Raw genomic sequence first — 17,266 nt, forward strand, 5'->3', positions numbered from 1 at the left:
ATGCCGCGATGAAATATCTTCATCTGATCTGGGCGGCGCTGTTCCGGCGCAAGACCCGCACCATCCTCACCCTGGTCTCGATCGTCACCGCGTTCCTGCTGTTCGGCATGCTCGACGCGGTGCGCACCTCGTTCGACCAGGCCGGCCAGAGCGCGAACGGCGCGCAGCGCCTGCAGACCGGCTCGCGCCTGTCCTTCATCCAGACCTTGCCTTCCGGCCTCAACGGCCAGATCGCGCAGGTGCCGGGGGTGAAGTCGGTGGCATTCGCCAACTGGTTCGGCGGCGCCTATCAGGACCCGCACAACCAGGTCTTCAGCTTCGCGGTGAGCGACAACTACCTGGACCAGTTCCCGGAAATCGAAGCCAGCCCCGAGGCGCGCAAGGCGTTCCAGGACACGCGCACCGGCATCCTGGTGGGCGAGAAGCTGGCGCAGCGCTTCGGCTGGAAAGTGGGCGACAAGATCCCGCTGCAGTCGACCATCTTTCCGCTGCATGACGGCAGCAAGAACTGGAGCTTCGACATCGTCGGCACGCTCAAGGCCAAGGAAGCCAGCGCGGGCTGGTACGACCAGACCGTGCTGATGCACTGGAAGTACTTCGACGAAGGCACCGCGTACAACCGCGGCATGGTCGGCTGGTATGTGAGCCGCATCAGCGACGTCAACCAGGCCGACCGCGTGGCCAAGGCGATCGATGCGATCTCCGCCAACTCCGACCATGAGACGCGCACGCAGACCGAACAGGCTGCGGCCGCGGCGTGGATGAAGCAACTTGCCGATATCGGCCTGATCGTCGGGGCGATCATGGGCGCGGTGTTCTTCACCCTGCTGCTGCTGTCGGGCAACACCATGATGCAGGCGGTGCGCGAGCGCACTTCGGAACTGGCGGTGCTCAAGACCATCGGCTTCACCAGCCCCTCGGTGCTGATGATGGTGCTGGCCGAGTCGGTGCTGCTGCTGCTGATCGGCGGCGTGATCGGGCTGGGCCTGGCCTCGCTGCTGATTCCGATCGTGGCCAAGGGCAGCGGCGGCATGCTCAACCTGCCCGGCGTGACCGGCGGCAGCTGGATGCTCGGCCTGGGGATCATGGTGCTGATCGGACTGCTGGTGGGTGCGCTGCCGGCCGTCCGCGCGATGCGCCTGAACATTGTCGATGCACTGGCTGGACGCTGAGGAGCCGACGCCATGTCCAAATCCAAGAATTTCCTGTTCGGCTTCGGCCTCTTCGTGCTGGTGATCGTGTGCCTGGCGGTGTGGATCAAGCTGCCGCCGCTCATGGTCGGCGTGCTGGTGCTGGCCTTCGCGCTCTGGCTGGGCCTGACCCGCCGCGGCAGGCAGGCCGCCTCGGTGACCGGCGTGGGCATCAGCACCTTGAAGTCGCGGCTCGGTTCCTCCGCGGTGGTGGTGATCGGCATTGCCGGCGTGGTCGGTGTGCTGGTCGCGCTGCTGGCGATGGGCGAAGGCTACGCCGAGACGCTGCGCAAGACCGGCAGCGCCGATACCGCCATCGTGATGCGCGGCGGTTCGGCCAGCGAAGTGATGTCGGTGCTCGACCGCGACAGCGTGGTGGTGATTCCGCAGACCGCGGGCATCGCTCGCAATGCCAAGGGCGAGCCGATCGCGTCGTCCGAAATCGTGGTCGCCGCCAACCTGCCGGTGAAGGGCGGCAAGGGCGCCGACGACGAGGGCAGCGTGCAGTTGCGCGGCATCGACCAGCAAGGCTGGGAGCTGCGGCCCAACCTCAAGATCGTCGCCGGCCGCAAGTTCAATCCCGGCATGCGCGAGCTGGTGGTGGGCAAGGGTGCGCAGCGCCAGTTCGCTGGCCTGGAGCCGGGCCACGAGATCAAGCTGGGCAGCCAGCAATGGACCGTGGTCGGTGTGTTCGCCAGCGACGACGCGCTGGAATCGGAAGTGTGGGGCGATGCCTCGGTGGTGTCCGACACCTACCGCCGCGGCTCCAGCCGCGCCTCGGTGATCGTGAAGCTGGCCGACCCGAACGGCTTCAAGGCGTTCGAGTCCACCCTGGCCGCCGACCCGCGCCTGAAGGTCGATACCAGCACCACGCTGGACTACTTCAACAAGCAGTCCGAGGGCACCAGCAAGGTGATCCGCATCATCGGCATCACGGTGGGCCTGATCATGGCGATCGGCGCGATCTTCGGCGCGCTCAACACCATGTTCGCCGCGGTGGCCTCGCGTGCCCGCGAAATCGCCACGCTGCGCGCGATCGGCTTCCGCGGCCTGCCGGTGGTGGTGGCGATCATGCTGGAGACCATGCTGCTGGCCTTGCTCGGCGGCGTGCTCGGCGGCGCGCTGGCATGGCTGATCTTCAACGGCTATACCGCCTCGACCTTGGCGCAGGGCTCGGTGGGGCAGCTCACCTTCGAGTTCCACGTCTCGCCGGCACTGCTGTGGACCGGCGTGAAGTGGGCGCTGGCGATCGGCTTCGTGGGCGGCCTGTTCCCCGCGGTGCGCGCGGCACGGCTGCCGGTGACGACGGCCTTGCGCGAGCTGTGATGCGCTGAATCGAAGTTGGAGAAAAGGGCCGCATCGCGGCCCTTTTTTTTATGCCTCCGGCGCCACCTGCACGCTGGCATTCGCCACGCCATGGCGGCCGAGCAGGCTGGCCAGCAGCGCGATGACGGCGAGCGCGACGACGTTGCAGCCCAGGCCCGTGGTGAAGGCGTGCGCGTACGCCGACGGGTCGCGCGCCGCGCCCAGCGTGCTGTAGAACACGCCGCCGATGACCGCCACGCCGAGCGCGGCGCTGATCTGCAGCGCGGTGATCACCATGCCGGAGGCGAGGCCGGCGTGGCGCGCATCGACGCTGCCGAGCACGGCGCGCATCAGCGACGGGAACGCGAAGCCGAAGCCGATGCCGGAGACGATCAGGCCCGTCTGCATGGCGGAGGCGTTCCTGATGCCGGCGATGATCAGCGCGAAGCCAACCGCCTGCGCCGCGAGCGACAGCGGCAGCGTGGCGCGTCCCAATCGGTGCATGACTGGCGCGGCAGTGACCGAGGCGAACAGATAGCCGAGCGTGAACGGCAGCGTCGCCAGGCCCGTATGCAAGGCATCGCGGCCCAGGCCGCCTTGCAGATAGGCCGCATAAGTGAACATGAAAGCCGAAGTCAGATAGAAACCCAGGGTAACGACGATGCCGAGCATGAATTCGCCATGCCGCAGCAGGCTCACGTCGACCAGCGGCGCGCCGCCGTGGCGCGCCAGCTTCGCCTCGAAGCGCAGGAACAGCGCGAACAGCAGCAGCGAGGCGCCGAGCATGGCCCAGGTCCATGACGGCCAGCCCTGCTCGCGGCCTTCCACCAGCGGATAGACCAGCGCGGCGAGCGCCATGGAGAGCAGGGCCATGCCGCCGGGATCGAGCTTCTTCGCCCGCGCCTCGCGTGACTCGCGCAGCCAGCGCAGGCCGCCGGCAAACGCGGCGATGCCCACCGGCAGATTCACCAGGAAGATCCACTGCCAGCTCATGCCCCACCAGCCGGCCGCGATCAGCACGCCGCCGAGCACCTGGCCGAGCGTGGCCGCCAGGCCGAACGTCGCCGCGTACAGCGCCAGCGCACGCGGCTGCTCGGCGCTGGGGAACATCACGCGGATCGAGGCGAGCACCTGCGGCGCCAGCGCGGCCGCGGCCAGGCCCTGCAGCAGGCGGCCGGCCAGCAGCGCATCCGCCGACCAGGCCAGGCCGCACAGCAGGGAGGCCAGCACGAAGCCGGCGATGCCGAGCAGAAACAGCCGGCGGCGGCCGAACAGGTCGCCCAGGCGGCCGCCGGTGATCAGGCAGACGGCGTAGATCGCTGCATAGGCCGAGATCACGAACTGCGTCTGGGCGGCGCTGGCGTGCAGTGCGCCGCGGATCGAGGGCAGGGCCACGTTGACGATGAAGAAATCCAGCGGTGGCAGGAAGGCGCCGGTCAGCAGCACGGGCAAGGCCAACCAGCGGCGCGGGTCGCCCGCGTCGGTCGGGGTCATGGCGGTCTCCTCGATGGGGAAGGAGGTGGGAATGGCGTGCAGCGTAGTACCGGCTTAAGATAAGAAAAACTGATCGACGGATATTTCAATCATGACGATCGAAAATGGTTCATTGATCCGGCCGCTGGATCTCGATGCGGTGCAGGCCTTCGTGCTGGTGGCGGATCTGAGCAGCTTCACCCGTGCGGCCGAGGCGCTGGATACCACCCAGTCGGCGGTCAGCCTGAAGCTCAAGCGGCTGGAGGAACGGCTGGGACGGCGGCTGCTGGAACGCACGCCGCGGCGCGTGCGGCTGTCGCAGGAAGGCGCGGCGTTTCTCGATGCCGCCCGCGACTTGCTGGAAGCCCATGAGCGCGCGCTGCATGGGCGCACGGAAGCGCGGCTCAGCCTGCGCGTCGGCATCAGCGATCAATCGGCCGGCACCGAGCTGCCGCAGCTGCTGGCGAAGATCGGCGCTTACGACCGCTCGCTGCGCATCGAGGTACGCATCGGTTCCTCGGTCAGCGTGATGGCCGCCTATGACAACGGCGAACTCGACGCGGCCATCGTCTGCAGCGCCGACGGGCGTCCGGGTGGCGAGCTGCTCTTCAGCGAGCCGTATGCCTGGTACGCGCTGCCGGACTGGAAGCAGCCGGCGGGCGAGCCGCTGCGTCTTGCGGCACTCGCGGCGCCTTGCGCGGTGCGCGCGATGGCCTTGAAGGCGCTGGACGATGCGGACGTGGCGTGGACCGAGGTGTTCGTCGGCGGCGGCTTGCCTGCGGTTGTGGCGGCTGCGTGCGCGGGATTGGCGGTGGCGCCGTTGCCAAGGCGCGTATGTCCGCCTTCGATCGTCGATGTGGGCGAGCCGCTGGGTTTGCCGCGCTTGCCGCTGACGCGCATCGTGCTGCACCAGCGCGCCGCCGACCCGCGCACGCGCGAGGCGGTGCGCATTCTTGCCGCGGCCCTCAAAGCCAGCGTCAACGCAGCCTGATGTGCAGGTTGGAGTGAGCCGTAGGCGAACTCCAACGTGGCGCCCGGGTACATCGGGACATCCGTCGGGGTTCGCTGCGCTCACCCCAACCTGCGCTGTGCGTTATGGCATCACTGGGGGCACATAAGTCAGGGTCATGCCCAGCAGCCACAGCAGGCCCAGCACCAGCGGCACGTGCACCACCAGCTGGATAAAGGTGAAGCCGACCACGTCGCGCGCCTTCAAACCGAGCACGCCCAGCAGCGGCAGCATCCAGAACGGATTGATCAGGTTGGGCAGCGCCTCGGCCGCGTTGTAGACCTGCACCGCCCAGCCCAGGTGCACGTGCAGGTCGTTCGCCGCCTGCATCACGTATGGCGCCTCCACCAGCCATTTGCCACCGCCGGACGGCACGAAGAAGCCGAGGATGGCGGAGTACGCGCCCATCACCAGGGTGAAGCTCTCGGTGGAAGCGATGTGCACGAACAGGCCGGACAGGCGATGCGCCAGCGTGTCGCCGCCCAGCCCCGGCGCATGCGTGAGCAGCGCGGCGATGCCGCCGTACAGCGGGAACTGGATCAGCACGCCGGCCGTGCTGGGCACCGCACGCGCCACTGCGTTGAGAAAACTGCGCGGACGCCAGTGCAGCAGCAGGCCGACGGTGAGGAACAGAAAGTTGTAGGTATTGAGATTGGCGATGGCGGTGACCGCCGGCTTGCTGGCGAACTCATAGCCGAGCCAGCCCAGCCCGAGCAGGCCGATCAGCAGCGACAGCAGCGGGCTGTATTCCAGCCATTCGCCGGGCCGCGTGCGCGGCGGCAGCGGCGGCGTGGCGGTGGCTTCGCCCACGCCGAAATCTTCCGCGGTGCGCGCGCTCGCTTCCGACGGCGCGGTGAACCAGCAGATCAGCAGCGACACCGCGATCAGCACGGCGGTGAGCACGATCGATTGCCAGAGGAAAATGGTCTGGCTGAAAGGCAGCACGCCGGTGATGTTGAGCAGCCCCGGCGGCATGCTCTTGGGATTGGCCTGAAGTTGCGCGGCGGACGAGGAAAGCCCCATCGCCCACACCGCGCCCAGGCCCAGGTAGGCCGCGGCGCCGGCCGCGCGATAGTCCATGCGCAGCTCGCCGCGCCGCGCCAGCGCACGCACCAGCAGACCGCCGAACACCAGCGAGAAACCCCAGGACAGCAGCGAAGCCAGCATGCTGACCAGGCCCACGTAGCACACCGCGCCGCGGCCGCTGCGCGGCACGCGCGCCAGTAATTCGATAAAGCGCGCGACCACCGGCGCGGTGGCGACCACATAGCCGCCGATCACCACGAAGGCCATCTGCATGGTGAAGGGAATCAGGCTCCAGAAACCGTCGCCGAAGGCATTGACGGTGACCGTGGGCGTGGCGCCGAAGGCCAGCGCGGCGCCGGCCACCAGGATCACGCCCAGCGCGGCGAACACCCATGCATCGGGAAACCAGCGTTCGGCCCAGGCGGAACTGCGCAGGGCCGCGCGGGCCAGGGCACCTTCGTTCGCATTCGGCATGACCGCCCTCCCCAAATGCGGGGAGGGTGGCGCAAGCCGCGCACAGCGGCAATACGATCTTGGTCTCAGCCCTTCGCGCGCTGCTTGAACAGCGTGATGATCGCCACGCCGAGCAGGATCACCGCCATGCCGGCGATGTCGTACGGGCCTACGTGCTCGCCGGCGATCAGCACGCCGAACAGCACCGCCACCGGCGGGTTCACGTAGGCATAGCTGGTGGCCACGGCGGGGCGCGCGTTCTTGAGCACGTAGAGGTAGGCGCTGAAGGCGATCAGCGAACCGAACACCACCAGGTAGCCGACCGCCAGCGTCGCGTGCAGGGTCGGATGCGCGGGCAGGCGTTCGCCCGTGCCGAAGCCCACCAGCAGCAGGGCCACGCTGGCCGCCAGCATCTGAGCGGCGGTGTTCATCGGGCCGGCGGGCATGTCCTGGCGCTTGCTCCAGATCGAGCCGAAGGCCCAGCTCGCCGCCGCCACGATCAGCGCGATGGCGCCGATGCGCGACGCCGACAGGCTGCTGCCCAGGTTGAGCACCACCACGCCGGCGAAGCCGATCACCAGGCCGACGGTTTCGCGCCCGGTCGGCCACTGCCCGTACAGCCCGGAGAACAGCGCCGCGAACAGCGGCAGGCTGGCCACCGCCACCGCGGCGATGCCGGAACTGACGCTTTGCTCGGCGAAGCACACCAGGCCGTTGCCGAAGCCCAGCAGCAGCACGCCGGTGATGCCGGCATTGCGCCACTGCCGCGCGGTGGGCATGGCCACGCCGCGCAGGCGCAGCAGGCCGAACATCAGCACGCCGGCGCACAGGAAGCGGATGCCGGCGAGCAGGAACGGCGGATAGCTTTCCAGCGCCAGGCGGATGCCCAGATAGGTGGAACCCCAGATGATGTACAGCGCGAACAGCGCGAGCGGAATCATCACGCGCGTATCGGCGAACGGGCCTTGCGCCGCGCGGACGGCGTTGGAAACGGACTGGTCGGTCATGGCGGGGATGGCGCGGGAGGGAAGGGGCGCGGCGACTAGTCTAGCGACCCGGCAAGATAATGCGTGGCCCGGACGGCGAGTAGCGAGCGGTTTGCAAGGCTACCTTGAGGGAGCATCAAGGCGCAGCCGGAATTACCCGGTTTTAGGCTCAGGCCGAAGCCCGCCGCCGTTCCCGCGCCAGCAGCTCGCGCTTGCGTTCGACACCCCAGCGCCAGCCGCCGATGGAACCGTCCTCGCGCACCACGCGGTGGCAGGGCACGATCAGGGCCACCCGGTTGTTGCCGCAGGCCTGGCCTACCGCGCGCGCCGCCTTCGGCAGGCCGATGTCCCCGGCGATCTCGCCATAACTGCGCGTGCTGCCGGCGGGGATGCGGGTGAGGGCGTCCCACACGCGCCACTGGAACGCGGTGGCGGCGATATCCAGCGGCGGCAGCTCCGGCGCGGCGGCGTCGGTCCAGCCCAGTTCGGAAGCGATGCGCGCGATCACCGCGTCCAGCCATTCCTCGCGGCCGGCGTCGACGCGTTCCAGTTCGGCCTGGGGGAATTCCTCGCGCAGGCGGCGCTGCAGGTCAGCGTCGCCGTCGCCCAGGGTCACCGAGCAGATGCCGCGCGCGGTGGTCGCCACCAGCAGGCGGCCCAGCGGGGTGTCGGTGGTGGTGTAGCGGATGCTGGCGCCGAGGCCGCCGGCGCGGTAGCTGGCCGGGGTCATGCCGAGCAGGCGGTTGCTGTGCTCATAGACGCGGCTGCCGGAGCCGAAGCCGGCGTCGTAGACCGCGTCGGTCACCGCCGCGCCGTCGCGCAGCGAGGCCTTGAACTGGCCGAAGCGGCGGGCGCGGTGGTATTCGGCCGGACTCATGCCATAGCGGCGGCGGAACGCGCGCTGCAGATAAGTGGGGCTCAAGCCCGCGGCTTCGGCCAGGGTGTCCAGGCTGGGCGCCTGCTCGGCGTCCTCGATCAGCGCACGCGCGCGTTCGAGCGCGGCTTCGGTGCCCTGGCGGTGGTTCATGGGAGTGGTGCGGATGTCCATGCCATCAGGCTAGCCATCCGGCATGGGCGGGACTATCCGCTTCTTGCGCGAACGCGCTCAGCGCGCGGCGTGGTGGTGCGACTGGTGCAGCACCACGAACTCGCCTTCCAGCACTTCCGGCTGGTGCGTGCCGGCGGCGCGCGGCGCCGCGGCGGAGGCATTACTCTTGCGGGTCCAGTGGCGCAGGGCCAGCCACAGGCCGCCACCGACCAGCAGCACGCCGGCCACGACCAGACCGAACACCAGCAGCACGCCCACCAGCGCCACGCCGACCAGCAGCGACAGGGCACGGACCAGCGGGTGGCGGGAACGACGCGGAGACGGCAGCGTGAAGCGCATGTGTTAAAAATCCGTGTGGTAAAATCAATGACTTACGTGCGTAACGATGGGGCTTTCACCCCCGAGAGACAAGTGCCGATGGATACAGCCACCCCCGCCCAGCCACTCTGCCGCCTCGACGAAATTATCGACGGCGAAGCGATCGCCGTCGACGCCGCGCTGCCCGAGGGGGAAGAAAGCCTGATCGTGGTGCGCCACGGCGGCGCCGCGCAGGCCTATCTCAATATCTGCCCGCATGCGGGGCGCCGGCTGGACTGGGCGCCGGGCAAGTTCCTGATCCGCGACGGCGTGCTGGTCTGCGCCGCGCATGGCGCCAGCTTTAATACCGCCGACGGCCTGTGCATCGGCGGCCCCTGCCGCGGCGAGCACCTGCACGCGGTGGCGGTGGAGGTGGTGGACGGCGAAGTGCGCCTCGGCTGACTCAACGGAACATCAGGTTGATCGCCACCAGGGTGATCACCAGCACCATCGCGGTCAGCGGCAGGCCCACGCGCAGGAAGTCCTTGCCGCGGTAGCCGCCGGGGCCGGCCACCATCATCAGGGCGGGGTGGCCGGAGGTGAGCAGGAAGGTGTTGGACGAGGACACCGCCACGATCAGCGCATACGCCGACGGGTTGCCGCCGGTGGCCACTGCCACGCTGATGGCGATCGGCACCATCATCACCGTGGCGCCGACGTTGGACATCACCTGCGAGAACAGCAGGGTGAGGATCGCCAGGCACAGCTGCAGCACGTAAGGCGAGGCATTGCCCAGGTGCTGCAGCACCTCCTGCGCCAGCCACGCGGCGGTGCCGGTGGCGTCCATCGACCAGCCCAGCGGAATCAGGCAGGCGGTGACGAAGATGGTCTTCCAGTTGATCGCCTTGTAGGCCTCGTCCATGTTCAGCACGCCGGTGAGCAGCATGCCGATGGCGCCGGTCATCATCGCCACCGACAGATCCAGGTGGGTGAACAGGGCCAGGCACTTGGCCAGCACGAAGAAGCCCACCGCCTGCCAGATCTTGCCGGGGCGCTGTTCCTCCTTCGGGATGTCGGTGACCACGACCAGGTCCTTGTCCTCCGACGCCAGCCCCAGGTCGCGCCAGCTGCTGTGCAGCACCAGGGTGTCGCCGGCGCGCAGGCTCACCGCGCGCACGTCGTCGCGGAACACCTGGTCGCCGCGGTTCACCGCCAGCACCGAGATGCCGTAGCGCTTGCGCAGGCGCAGTTCGGCGACACTCTGCTTGATGAAGCGCGAGCTGGGCGGGATCACCGCCTCCGAAATGCCGGCGCGGCTGGAATTGAACAGCTCGCCCAGCTGGCGCATGCGCGGCGACAGCTTGCACAGCTGGTTGTTGGCGAACTGGCTGAGCTGCTCGCGCGGACCCAGCACGCCCAGCACCGAGCCCACCCAGATCACGTGGTCCACCGGCGGCGCCATGCGCGCCTCGGTGCCGCTCTTGATCGCCAGGATCAGCGGCGCGCCGTACAGCTGTTCCACCTCGCCGATGCTCATGCCGACCAGCGGGCTTTCCGCGGTGACGGTGAGCTCGGCGGTCTCGCCCACGATGCCGTAGGTCTCGGCGAAGTAGCTCTCGGTGCGGCCCGGCGTCACTTTCAGGCGCTCGTCCTCGCGCTCCGGCAGCAGCTTGGGCGTGAACAGGTAGAAGAACAGCACGCCGCACAGCGCCAGCACCAGGCCGACCGGGGTCACGCTGAACAGGCCGAACTTCGGAATGGTGTGCGCGCCCGGCGGCAGGTTGGCGTTCGCGCTCGCGATCAGGTCGTTGAGCACGATCAGCGGCGAGTTGGCGATCAGCGTGGTGTTGGTGGCGGTGAGGATGCAGAACGCCATCGGCAGCAGCAGGCGCGACAGCGGCACGCCGGTGCGCGCGGCCAGGCGGCTGGTGACCGGGATCATCAGCGCGGCCAGCGCCTGGCTGGGGATCACCGCGCTGAACAGGCTGGTGACCAGGTTGATCACCACGCCCAGGCGCGATTCCACGCCGCGCGCCATGCGCATCACGAAGTTGGCGGTCAGGCCGAGCACGCCGGCGCGGTCGAGCCCCGCGCCCATGATCATGATCGCGATGATGGCGATCACCGCGTTGCCGGCGAAGCCGTTGAACACGCGGTCGGAGGGAATCAGGCCGGTCAGGCCGATCACCACCACCACCAGCAGCGCCACCACGTCGGCGCGGATCCACTCCAGCACCAGCATCAGCATGGTGAAGCCCACCAGCCCGAGCACCAGGATCATTTCGGGGGTGAGCGAGAGTCCCACTAGCTGGCTTCCTGTCGGACCAGAGGGCGAAGGTGGATGGCGTTGGGCGGTGCTTGCGTCACGCTGCGAAGACTCGTCCCTGTTTTTGTCAGCTTGCTCTGGCCGGCGAGTATAGGCGGTGCCACTGCTTCACTGGTGAATCGGAGCCGTCCCTGGGGACACGCCGCACCTCAGGCGCGGCGATAGAGCAGATCCCACACGCCGTGGCCCAGCTTCAGGCCGCGCCGCTCGAAGTGGGTCTCGATGCGCCATGCGGGTTTCTCGGCGTATTGGCCGGGGCCGGCGTCGTTGCGCCAGTCCGGCGCCGCTTCCATCACTTCGAGCATGTGCTCGGCGTAGGGCTGCCAATCGGTGGCCAGGTGCAGCAGGCCGCCGGGCGCCATGCGCGAGGCCAGCAGCGCGACAAACTCCGGCTGCACGATGCGGCGCTTGTTGTGGCGCTTCTTGTGCCAGGGATCGGGGAACCAGATGCGCGCCTCGGCCAGGGTGCCGGGGGCGATCTCGTGTTCGAGCACTTCCACCGCATCGTGCTTGTACAGGCGCACATTGGCGGCATCGCGCGCGGCCAGCGCATTCATCAGCCGGCCCACGCCCGGGCCGTGCACCTCGATGCCCAGATAGTCGCGCGCCTGATCGTGCTCGCTGGCCCAGGCCAGCGCCTCGCCGTTGCCGAAGCCGATCTCCATCACCAGCGGCGCCTGGCGGCCGAAGCGCGCGGGGTAGTCCTGCACGGTGGCGCTGTAGTCGATGCCGAAGCGCGCCCAGTGTTCGTCGAAGGCGCGCTGCTGCGCCGGCGTCATGCGGCCCTCGCGCAGCACGAAGCTGCGGATGCGGCGCAGGTACGGCGCGCTGTCTTCGCTGTGCTCGCCCATGCTCAGCCGATGGTGCCGTCGATCGGACTGGACGCCGAGGCGTAGCGCTTGCGCGGGATGCGGCCGGCGCGGAAGGCGGCGCGGCCGGCCTCGATCGCCAGCTTCATCGCGTGCGCCATCAGCACCGGGTCCCTGGCGCCGGCGATGGCGGTGTTCATCAGCACGCCGTCGCAGCCCAGTTCCATCGCGATGGCGGCATCCGAGGCGGTGCCCACGCCGGCGTCGACGATGATCGGCACCTTGGCGCTCTCGATGATTTCCAGCAGGTTGTAGCGGTTCTGGATGCCCAGCCCCGAGCCGATCGGCGCGGCCAGCGGCATCACCGCCACGCAGCCGATCTGTTCCAGGCGCCTGGCCAGGATCGGGTCGTCGCTGGTGTAGACCATGACGTCGAAGCCGTCGGCGACCAGGGTCTCGGCGGCTTTCAGGGTTTCCACCACGTCGGGGAACAGGGTGCGCTCGTCGCCGAGCACTTCCAGCTTCACCAGCTTGTGGCCGTCCAGCAGTTCGCGCGCAAGGCGGCAGGTGCGCACGGCGTCGACGGCGTTGTAGCAGCCGGCGGTATTGGGCAGCAGGGTGAATTCGCTGGGCGGCAGTGCGTCGAGCAGGTTGGGCTGGCTGGCGTCCTGGCCGATGTTCACGCGGCGGATCGCCAGGGTGACGATGTCGGCGCCGGCGGCCTGGGTGGCGCGGCGCGTTTCGTCGAAATCCTTGTACTTGCCGGTGCCGGTGAGCAGGCGCGAGCCGTAGCTCTTGCCGGCGATGACGAGCGGGTCGGCGACGTCGTGGGTCTTGGTGTTCATGGGGTCTCGGACACGGGGGAGGGGCGGGGCATCAGCCGCCGCCGATGGCGTGCACGATCTCGACCTGGTCGCCCTCGGCGAGGACCCAGCGGATGTGCATGCTGCGGGGGACGATTTCGCGATTCACTTCCACCGCCACGCGGCGGTCGCCGTAGCCGGCTTCCTGCAGCAGCTGGGCGACGGTGATGGCGTTGGCGCAGTCGCGTGGGCTGCCATTGAGCATGATCTGCATCGCGGCATTGTAGCCGCTGCCGGCGTGATGCCCAAAGAAAGAGCCCGGCGTGTGCCGGGCTCGTGGGGCGCTTCAGTTCTGGTGCTCTTCCTTGCCGCGCGGCGGCGGACGGTGTTCGCCGCCGTGGTTCTGGTTCTGGGGCGGCTGCGGCCGGGCCTGTTCGCGCGGCTGCGGTTGCGGCGGCGGGTTCGGCCGCTCGTAGGCAGGCCGCGCTTCGCGCAGGCTGGGCTGCGGCATCGGCTCGGCCCGCTGCGGCGGGGCGCGTTCGATGCGCGGCTCCGGCTGCGGTTCATTGCGCTCCTGGCGGAACGAGGGCTGCGGCTGCGCCTGGCGGAAGTCGCGCGGGGCGGCGTTCTGCGGCATGGGCTGCGGGCGGTCCAGCTGGCGCTCCGGTTGCGGACGGTCGTCCTGGCGGTTGGGCTGCGGCTCGTAGCGCGGCTGGCGCGCTTCGGGCGCGGCGCCCGGCTCGTCGCGGCGGTTGAAGCGCTGCACGTCGGGCAGGTTGCGCGGCTGCGGGGTGGCCTGCGGCTGCGGCTGCATCTGCGCCTGGCGGGCACGGTCCTGCTCGGGGTTGGTGACGAAGCTCACGCCAGGACGCGGGTTGTTGCCGCGGCCGTTGTCGTTGCCGATCGGCTGCCCGCCATCGCGGCGGTTCTGCCAGGCGGCGCGGTCGGCGGCGTCGGGGTGGGCGAAGCGGGCCGAGGGCAGTTCGTTCGGGCGCATGTCCGGGCGTGCGTTCGGCGCGTTCGCGGCGTTGTCCGGGCGGTTATTGGCTTCGAAGCGGCGCGGTGCGTTGTCGACGCTGGCGTTATCGGGGCGGTTGCCGACCGGCGGCAGGCGCGCCGGCACGGTGGCGGCGGTGTCGCGGCCTGGCATCGGACGATTCGCACCGTTCGGGCCCACCGGACCGGCGCTGCCCAGCACGCGCACGTTCGACGGCGGCGCCACCGGCATGCCGGGGCGCTGCTGGCCGAGGCGGTTCGGCCGCACGTCGTCGGCCACCGGGCGCGCCATGGGGTTGGCCGGCGGTGCGCGGCGCGCCACCACTTCACGCTGGAAGCCGGCCGCCGGCAGCGGCCGCGCATTGGCCGGGCGCGGCGGCGCGAAGCTGGCGCGGGTCGGCTGGATCGCCACGCCGCGGGCGAGCACCGGCGCGGCGGCGAAGCGGCCCGGATCGGCCTGGACCAGGTTGCGGCGCACGTTCTGCGCGCTGGCGAAAGTGCGGCCCGGCACGGCGCTGAAGGCGTGCGGCACGCCGCGGTTGGCGTAGGCGACGTTGGGCGCCGGGCGTCCGCTGCGGAAATAGTTGTACTGGTTGTTGATGTTATTGATCACCGTGGTGCGGTTGACGTTGCGCACATAGATATTGGTGACGTTGACGTTGGTGTAGTAGTTGCGGCTGGCGCGGTACCACGGGTTGTAGACCTCGCGCGGGCCGAGCGGGAACCAGCCCACCGGCGCGCCGCCGCCGATACCGATCGACACGCTCCAGTTGCCGCCGCCGACGAAGGCGACCAGCGCCGGCGCATACACCGGACGCACCGCCACCGGCCCCGGCACCCAGCCCCAGCGGTGGCCGACGAAGGCCCAGCGGCCGTAATGGAACGGGGCGAAGCCCCAGGGCGCGTCGTCCACCCAGGTCCAGCCCCAGGGGGCGACCCAGGCCCAGTGGCCGTCGCGGTACGGCGCCCAGTCGGCCGCCACCTGCGACGGGTACCAGACGGCGCCGTAGTCGGGATCGGTCTGCCAGTCGCCGTGATCGTCCAGGTCCTGGTAGCCGACCACTTCGTCGGAGACATAGCGGCGGCTCGGCGAATTCGCGTAGCGCTGGTCGCGCTGGTAGCACCAGTCGTCGAAGGCGTCGCCGCGGTCGCCGATGTCCTCCAGCGACACCTGGTTCAGCGCCGCATCGCCAATGACGTAGCGCGTGCCGGCATTGACCATGCGCTGCGCATTGTTCTCGCCGTACAGCGTGGCCTGGCCGCGGAACACGGTGACGTCGGTGGTGTGGCCGTCGCGGTCGATGTCGACGCGGAAGGTGCCCGGCTGGGTGATCACCAGCGCGGCGGTGGGCGTGTCGATCTCGTAGCTCTCGCCTTCGCCGAGGTTGCGCACGGCGAGGTTGAGCGTGCCCTGGGTCAGTTCCACCTGGGCGACCTGGTCGTTCAGATCGAGCAGGCCGAAATCGGTGTTCTGCGCCATGCGCAGGCTGCCGCCGCCGAGTTCGAGCTCCGCGCGGCCGTCGGCGCCGGTGGACAGGCGGTCGCCGCTGGTGAGCGGGCGGTTGAGGCTGGCATCGCTCCAATCCTGCGTGCCGGAGGGGAGCATGCCGAGGTCGCCGGATTCATAGGAGAGCCGGGCGACGCGCGACGGCGGATCGCCGGCGTCGCTGTCGGGTGGCTGCGACTGGGCCTGGACCAGGCCGGCCGCGCACCATAACAGCGCCGCCGCCGCGGCGAGCGGCCAGGCGCGTGCCATGAAGGAATAGGGAAGACGCATGACGTTCTCCAGAGCGTTGCGCGTTGATGACGTCCGTAAGAACGCATGGGATGGCCGGACGCCGACGGCCCGATTATGTGCATGCCGCGCTGCGCGCCGTGCGCAAGGAATTCGTTCAGTCCCGCGCGCGATTCAGCCGGCCGCTATCTGCGGTTCACCGCGCGTTCGGACGCGTCCGCGGGGCAGCCGCCGCCGGGTTGTTCCCAAGCGCACGGCTCCCGGTTACCATCCGCCGTCGTTGCGGGTGTAGCTCAATGGTAGAGCTGTAGCTTCCCAAGCTACTGACGAGGGTTCGATTCCCTTCACCCGCTCCATTCCCGCCCTCGCCCCACCGAGCCCCTCTCCCGAATCAGTGCGCTGAAGATGGCGGATGTGATCACACTCGGCTGGCGGGAGCGCCTGGCATTGCCGGACCTCGGCATTCACTCGCTCAAGGTCAAGCTCGACACCGGCGCGCGCAGCAGCGCGCTGCACGTGGAAGAACTGGAAACCTTCGAACGCGACGGCGCCACCTGGCTGCGCTTCGTCGTGCGCACCGGCCGCGGCCATCGCGTGGGGCGGCTGTGCGAGGCGCCGGCGCACGACCGGCGCGTGGTCATCGACACCGGCGGCAGGCGCACCGAACGCTGGTTCATCCGCACCGGCCTGGTACTGGCCGGGCGCAGCTTCAGCGTCGACGTCAATCTGACCGATCGGCGGCATATGCTGTTTCCCATGTTGCTGGGACGCACGGCGCTGCACGGGCGCTTCGCGGTGGACCCGGCCCTCTCCTACACCCAACCGCGCCATCCCCTCGCGGCCACGGATGTCCCATGAAGATCGCCATCCTCTCGCGCAATTCCCGCCTGTATTCCACCCAGCGCCTGGTCGAGGTGGCGCGCGAGCGCGGCCACGTGGTGCGCGTGCTCGACCCGCTGCGCTGCTACGTGCGCATCGCGCCCGGCGACGTGGCGATCCGCTACAAGGGCAAGCCGCTGAAGGACATCGATGCGGTGATCCCGCGCATCGGCACCACCAGCACCTTCTACGGCACCGCGGTGCTGCGCCAGCTGGAGATGATGGGCGTGTACACGCCCAACCCGTCCGACGCCGTGCTGCGCGCGCGCGACAAGCTGCGCGCGCTGCAGATCCTGGCCTCGCAGGGCCTGGACATGCCGGTGACGGTGTTCGGCGACAACCCCGACGACACCGCCGACGTGCTGGCCATGCTGGGCGACCCGCCGCACGTCATCAAGCTCAACGAAGGCAGCCAGGGCACCGGCGTGGTGCTGGCGGAAAAGCGCAGCGCCTCGCAGAGCGTGATCGAGGCCTTCCGCGGCCTGTACGCGAACTTCCTGGTGCAGGAGTTCATCGGCGAGGCCAACGGCAGCGACCTGCGCTGCTTCGTGGTCGGCAACAAGGTGGTGGCGGCGATGCAGCGCGACGCCAGCCCCGGCGACTTCCGCGCCAACCTGCATCGCGGCGGCAGCGCGCAGGCGGCGACACTCAGCGCCGAAGAACGGCAGATCTCGATCCGCGCGGCCAAGGCGCTGGGCTTGGGCATTGCCGGCGTCGACCTGCTGCGTTCCAGGCGCGGGCCGCTCATTCTCGAAGTGAATGCGTCGCCCGGACTGGAGGGCATCGAAGCGGCGACGGGCGTCGACGTGTCGGCGCACATCATCAAGCACCTCGAGCAGCATCAGCGGAAAGCCGCCGCACGCTGAACGGTTAACGGTGGCCTCAGTACGGGTTAACCACACCGTAACTCCACCGCCCCTATAAAGGTCCC

The 17,266-nt window shown here is 69.4% G+C and carries 15 protein-coding genes, 1 tRNA gene and 1 pseudogene; 7 read left to right on the forward strand and 10 right to left on the reverse strand.

Going from position 1 to position 17,266, the window contains the following annotated elements; all coding sequences use genetic code 11:
- Nucleotides 1-8: 8 nt before the first annotated feature.
- Complete coding sequence (locus FHW85_RS08895; RefSeq protein ID WP_168648023.1) at nucleotides 9-1,172, forward strand: FtsX-like permease family protein; 1,164 nt, start codon at nucleotides 9-11, stop codon at nucleotides 1,170-1,172.
- A pseudogene (locus FHW85_RS08900) lies at nucleotides 1,153-2,516 on the forward strand (ABC transporter permease). Before FHW85_RS08895 ends, FHW85_RS08900 begins: the two are co-directional and overlap by 20 nt.
- A 48-nt stretch (nucleotides 2,517-2,564) precedes the next feature.
- On the opposite strand, the gene FHW85_RS08905 reads toward FHW85_RS08900, so the two are convergent.
- Complete coding sequence (locus FHW85_RS08905; protein ID WP_168648025.1) at nucleotides 2,565-3,989, reverse strand: MFS transporter; 1,425 nt, start codon at nucleotides 3,987-3,989, stop codon at nucleotides 2,565-2,567.
- A gap of 91 nt (nucleotides 3,990-4,080) precedes the next feature.
- Here FHW85_RS08905 and FHW85_RS08910 point away from each other — a divergent pair, with 91 nt between their 5' ends.
- Complete coding sequence (locus FHW85_RS08910; RefSeq protein ID WP_167252543.1) at nucleotides 4,081-4,959, forward strand: LysR family transcriptional regulator; 879 nt, start codon at nucleotides 4,081-4,083, stop codon at nucleotides 4,957-4,959.
- Nucleotides 4,960-5,061: 102 nt separating this feature from the next.
- On the opposite strand, the gene FHW85_RS08915 is transcribed toward FHW85_RS08910, so the two are convergent.
- The 4 genes from FHW85_RS08915 to FHW85_RS08930 all read right to left on the reverse strand — a co-directional run bounded on the left by FHW85_RS08915 (nucleotide 5,062) and on the right by FHW85_RS08930 (nucleotide 8,829).
- Nucleotides 5,062-6,477, reverse strand: coding sequence for a TIGR00366 family protein (locus FHW85_RS08915; protein WP_210427743.1), 1,416 nt, complete (start codon nucleotides 6,475-6,477; stop codon nucleotides 5,062-5,064).
- A 65-nt stretch (nucleotides 6,478-6,542) separates the two neighbouring features.
- Nucleotides 6,543-7,463, reverse strand: coding sequence for a drug/metabolite exporter YedA (gene yedA, locus FHW85_RS08920; RefSeq protein WP_168648026.1), 921 nt, complete (start codon nucleotides 7,461-7,463; stop codon nucleotides 6,543-6,545).
- A 148-nt stretch (nucleotides 7,464-7,611) separates the two neighbouring features.
- Entirely contained in the window at nucleotides 7,612-8,469 is an 858-nt protein-coding gene (locus FHW85_RS08925) for a methylated-DNA--[protein]-cysteine S-methyltransferase (RefSeq protein ID WP_168648027.1), read from the reverse strand.
- Between the two features lie 78 nt (nucleotides 8,470-8,547).
- Complete coding sequence (locus FHW85_RS08930) at nucleotides 8,548-8,829, reverse strand: hypothetical protein (RefSeq protein ID WP_167252540.1); 282 nt, start codon at nucleotides 8,827-8,829, stop codon at nucleotides 8,548-8,550.
- Nucleotides 8,830-8,907: 78 nt separating this feature from the next.
- Here FHW85_RS08930 and FHW85_RS08935 point away from each other — a divergent pair, with 78 nt between their 5' ends.
- The gene (locus FHW85_RS08935; RefSeq protein ID WP_167252539.1) at nucleotides 8,908-9,249 is read left to right on the forward strand and encodes a Rieske 2Fe-2S domain-containing protein; all 342 of its coding nucleotides are present in this window, start codon (nucleotides 8,908-8,910) and stop codon (nucleotides 9,247-9,249) included.
- Nucleotide 9,250: 1 nt separating this feature from the next.
- Here the strand turns inward: FHW85_RS08935 and FHW85_RS08940 are convergent, their stop codons facing one another.
- The 5 genes from FHW85_RS08940 to FHW85_RS08960 form a co-directional block, all read right to left on the reverse strand.
- Nucleotides 9,251-11,068 carry an SLC13 family permease gene (locus tag FHW85_RS08940; RefSeq protein WP_167252752.1) on the reverse strand — a complete coding sequence of 606 codons (1,818 nt, stop codon included), beginning with the start codon at nucleotides 11,066-11,068 and terminating at the stop codon, nucleotides 9,251-9,253.
- Nucleotides 11,069-11,262: 194 nt separating this feature from the next.
- Nucleotides 11,263-11,964: a tRNA (guanosine(46)-N7)-methyltransferase TrmB gene (gene trmB / locus FHW85_RS08945; RefSeq protein ID WP_168648028.1), complete on the reverse strand. Its 702-nt coding sequence runs from the start codon at nucleotides 11,962-11,964 to the stop codon at nucleotides 11,263-11,265.
- Nucleotides 11,965-11,966: 2 nt separating this feature from the next.
- Entirely contained in the window at nucleotides 11,967-12,767 is an 801-nt protein-coding gene (locus FHW85_RS08950) for a thiazole synthase (protein WP_167252537.1), read from the reverse strand.
- A gap of 31 nt (nucleotides 12,768-12,798) precedes the next feature.
- A complete protein-coding gene (gene thiS / locus FHW85_RS08955; protein ID WP_026633771.1) occupies nucleotides 12,799-12,999 on the reverse strand; it encodes a sulfur carrier protein ThiS in 201 nt (66 codons plus the stop codon).
- A gap of 72 nt (nucleotides 13,000-13,071) precedes the next feature.
- Nucleotides 13,072-15,498, reverse strand: a complete 2,427-nt coding sequence (locus tag FHW85_RS08960; protein ID WP_168648029.1) for a FecR family protein — start codon at nucleotides 15,496-15,498, stop codon at nucleotides 13,072-13,074.
- Between the two features lie 240 nt (nucleotides 15,499-15,738).
- On the opposite strand from FHW85_RS08960, the gene FHW85_RS08965 reads away from it, so the two are divergent.
- The 3 genes from FHW85_RS08965 to rimK all read left to right on the forward strand — a co-directional run bounded on the left by FHW85_RS08965 (nucleotide 15,739) and on the right by rimK (nucleotide 17,201).
- Nucleotides 15,739-15,812: transfer RNA gene (locus tag FHW85_RS08965), tRNA-Gly, on the forward strand.
- A 49-nt stretch (nucleotides 15,813-15,861) separates the two neighbouring features.
- The gene (locus FHW85_RS08970; RefSeq protein ID WP_167252535.1) at nucleotides 15,862-16,314 is read left to right on the forward strand and encodes a RimK/LysX family protein; all 453 of its coding nucleotides are present in this window, start codon (nucleotides 15,862-15,864) and stop codon (nucleotides 16,312-16,314) included.
- Nucleotides 16,311-17,201 carry a 30S ribosomal protein S6--L-glutamate ligase gene (gene rimK, locus FHW85_RS08975; RefSeq protein ID WP_167252534.1) on the forward strand — a complete coding sequence of 297 codons (891 nt, stop codon included), beginning with the start codon at nucleotides 16,311-16,313 and terminating at the stop codon, nucleotides 17,199-17,201. Before FHW85_RS08970 ends, rimK begins: the two co-directional genes overlap by 4 nt.
- The last annotated feature ends 65 nt before the right edge of the window (nucleotides 17,202-17,266 follow it).

Origin of the sequence: Dyella sp. SG609 (assembly GCF_012275375.1) — a bacterium.
Lineage (GTDB): Bacteria > Pseudomonadota > Gammaproteobacteria > Xanthomonadales > Rhodanobacteraceae > Dyella_D > Dyella_D marensis.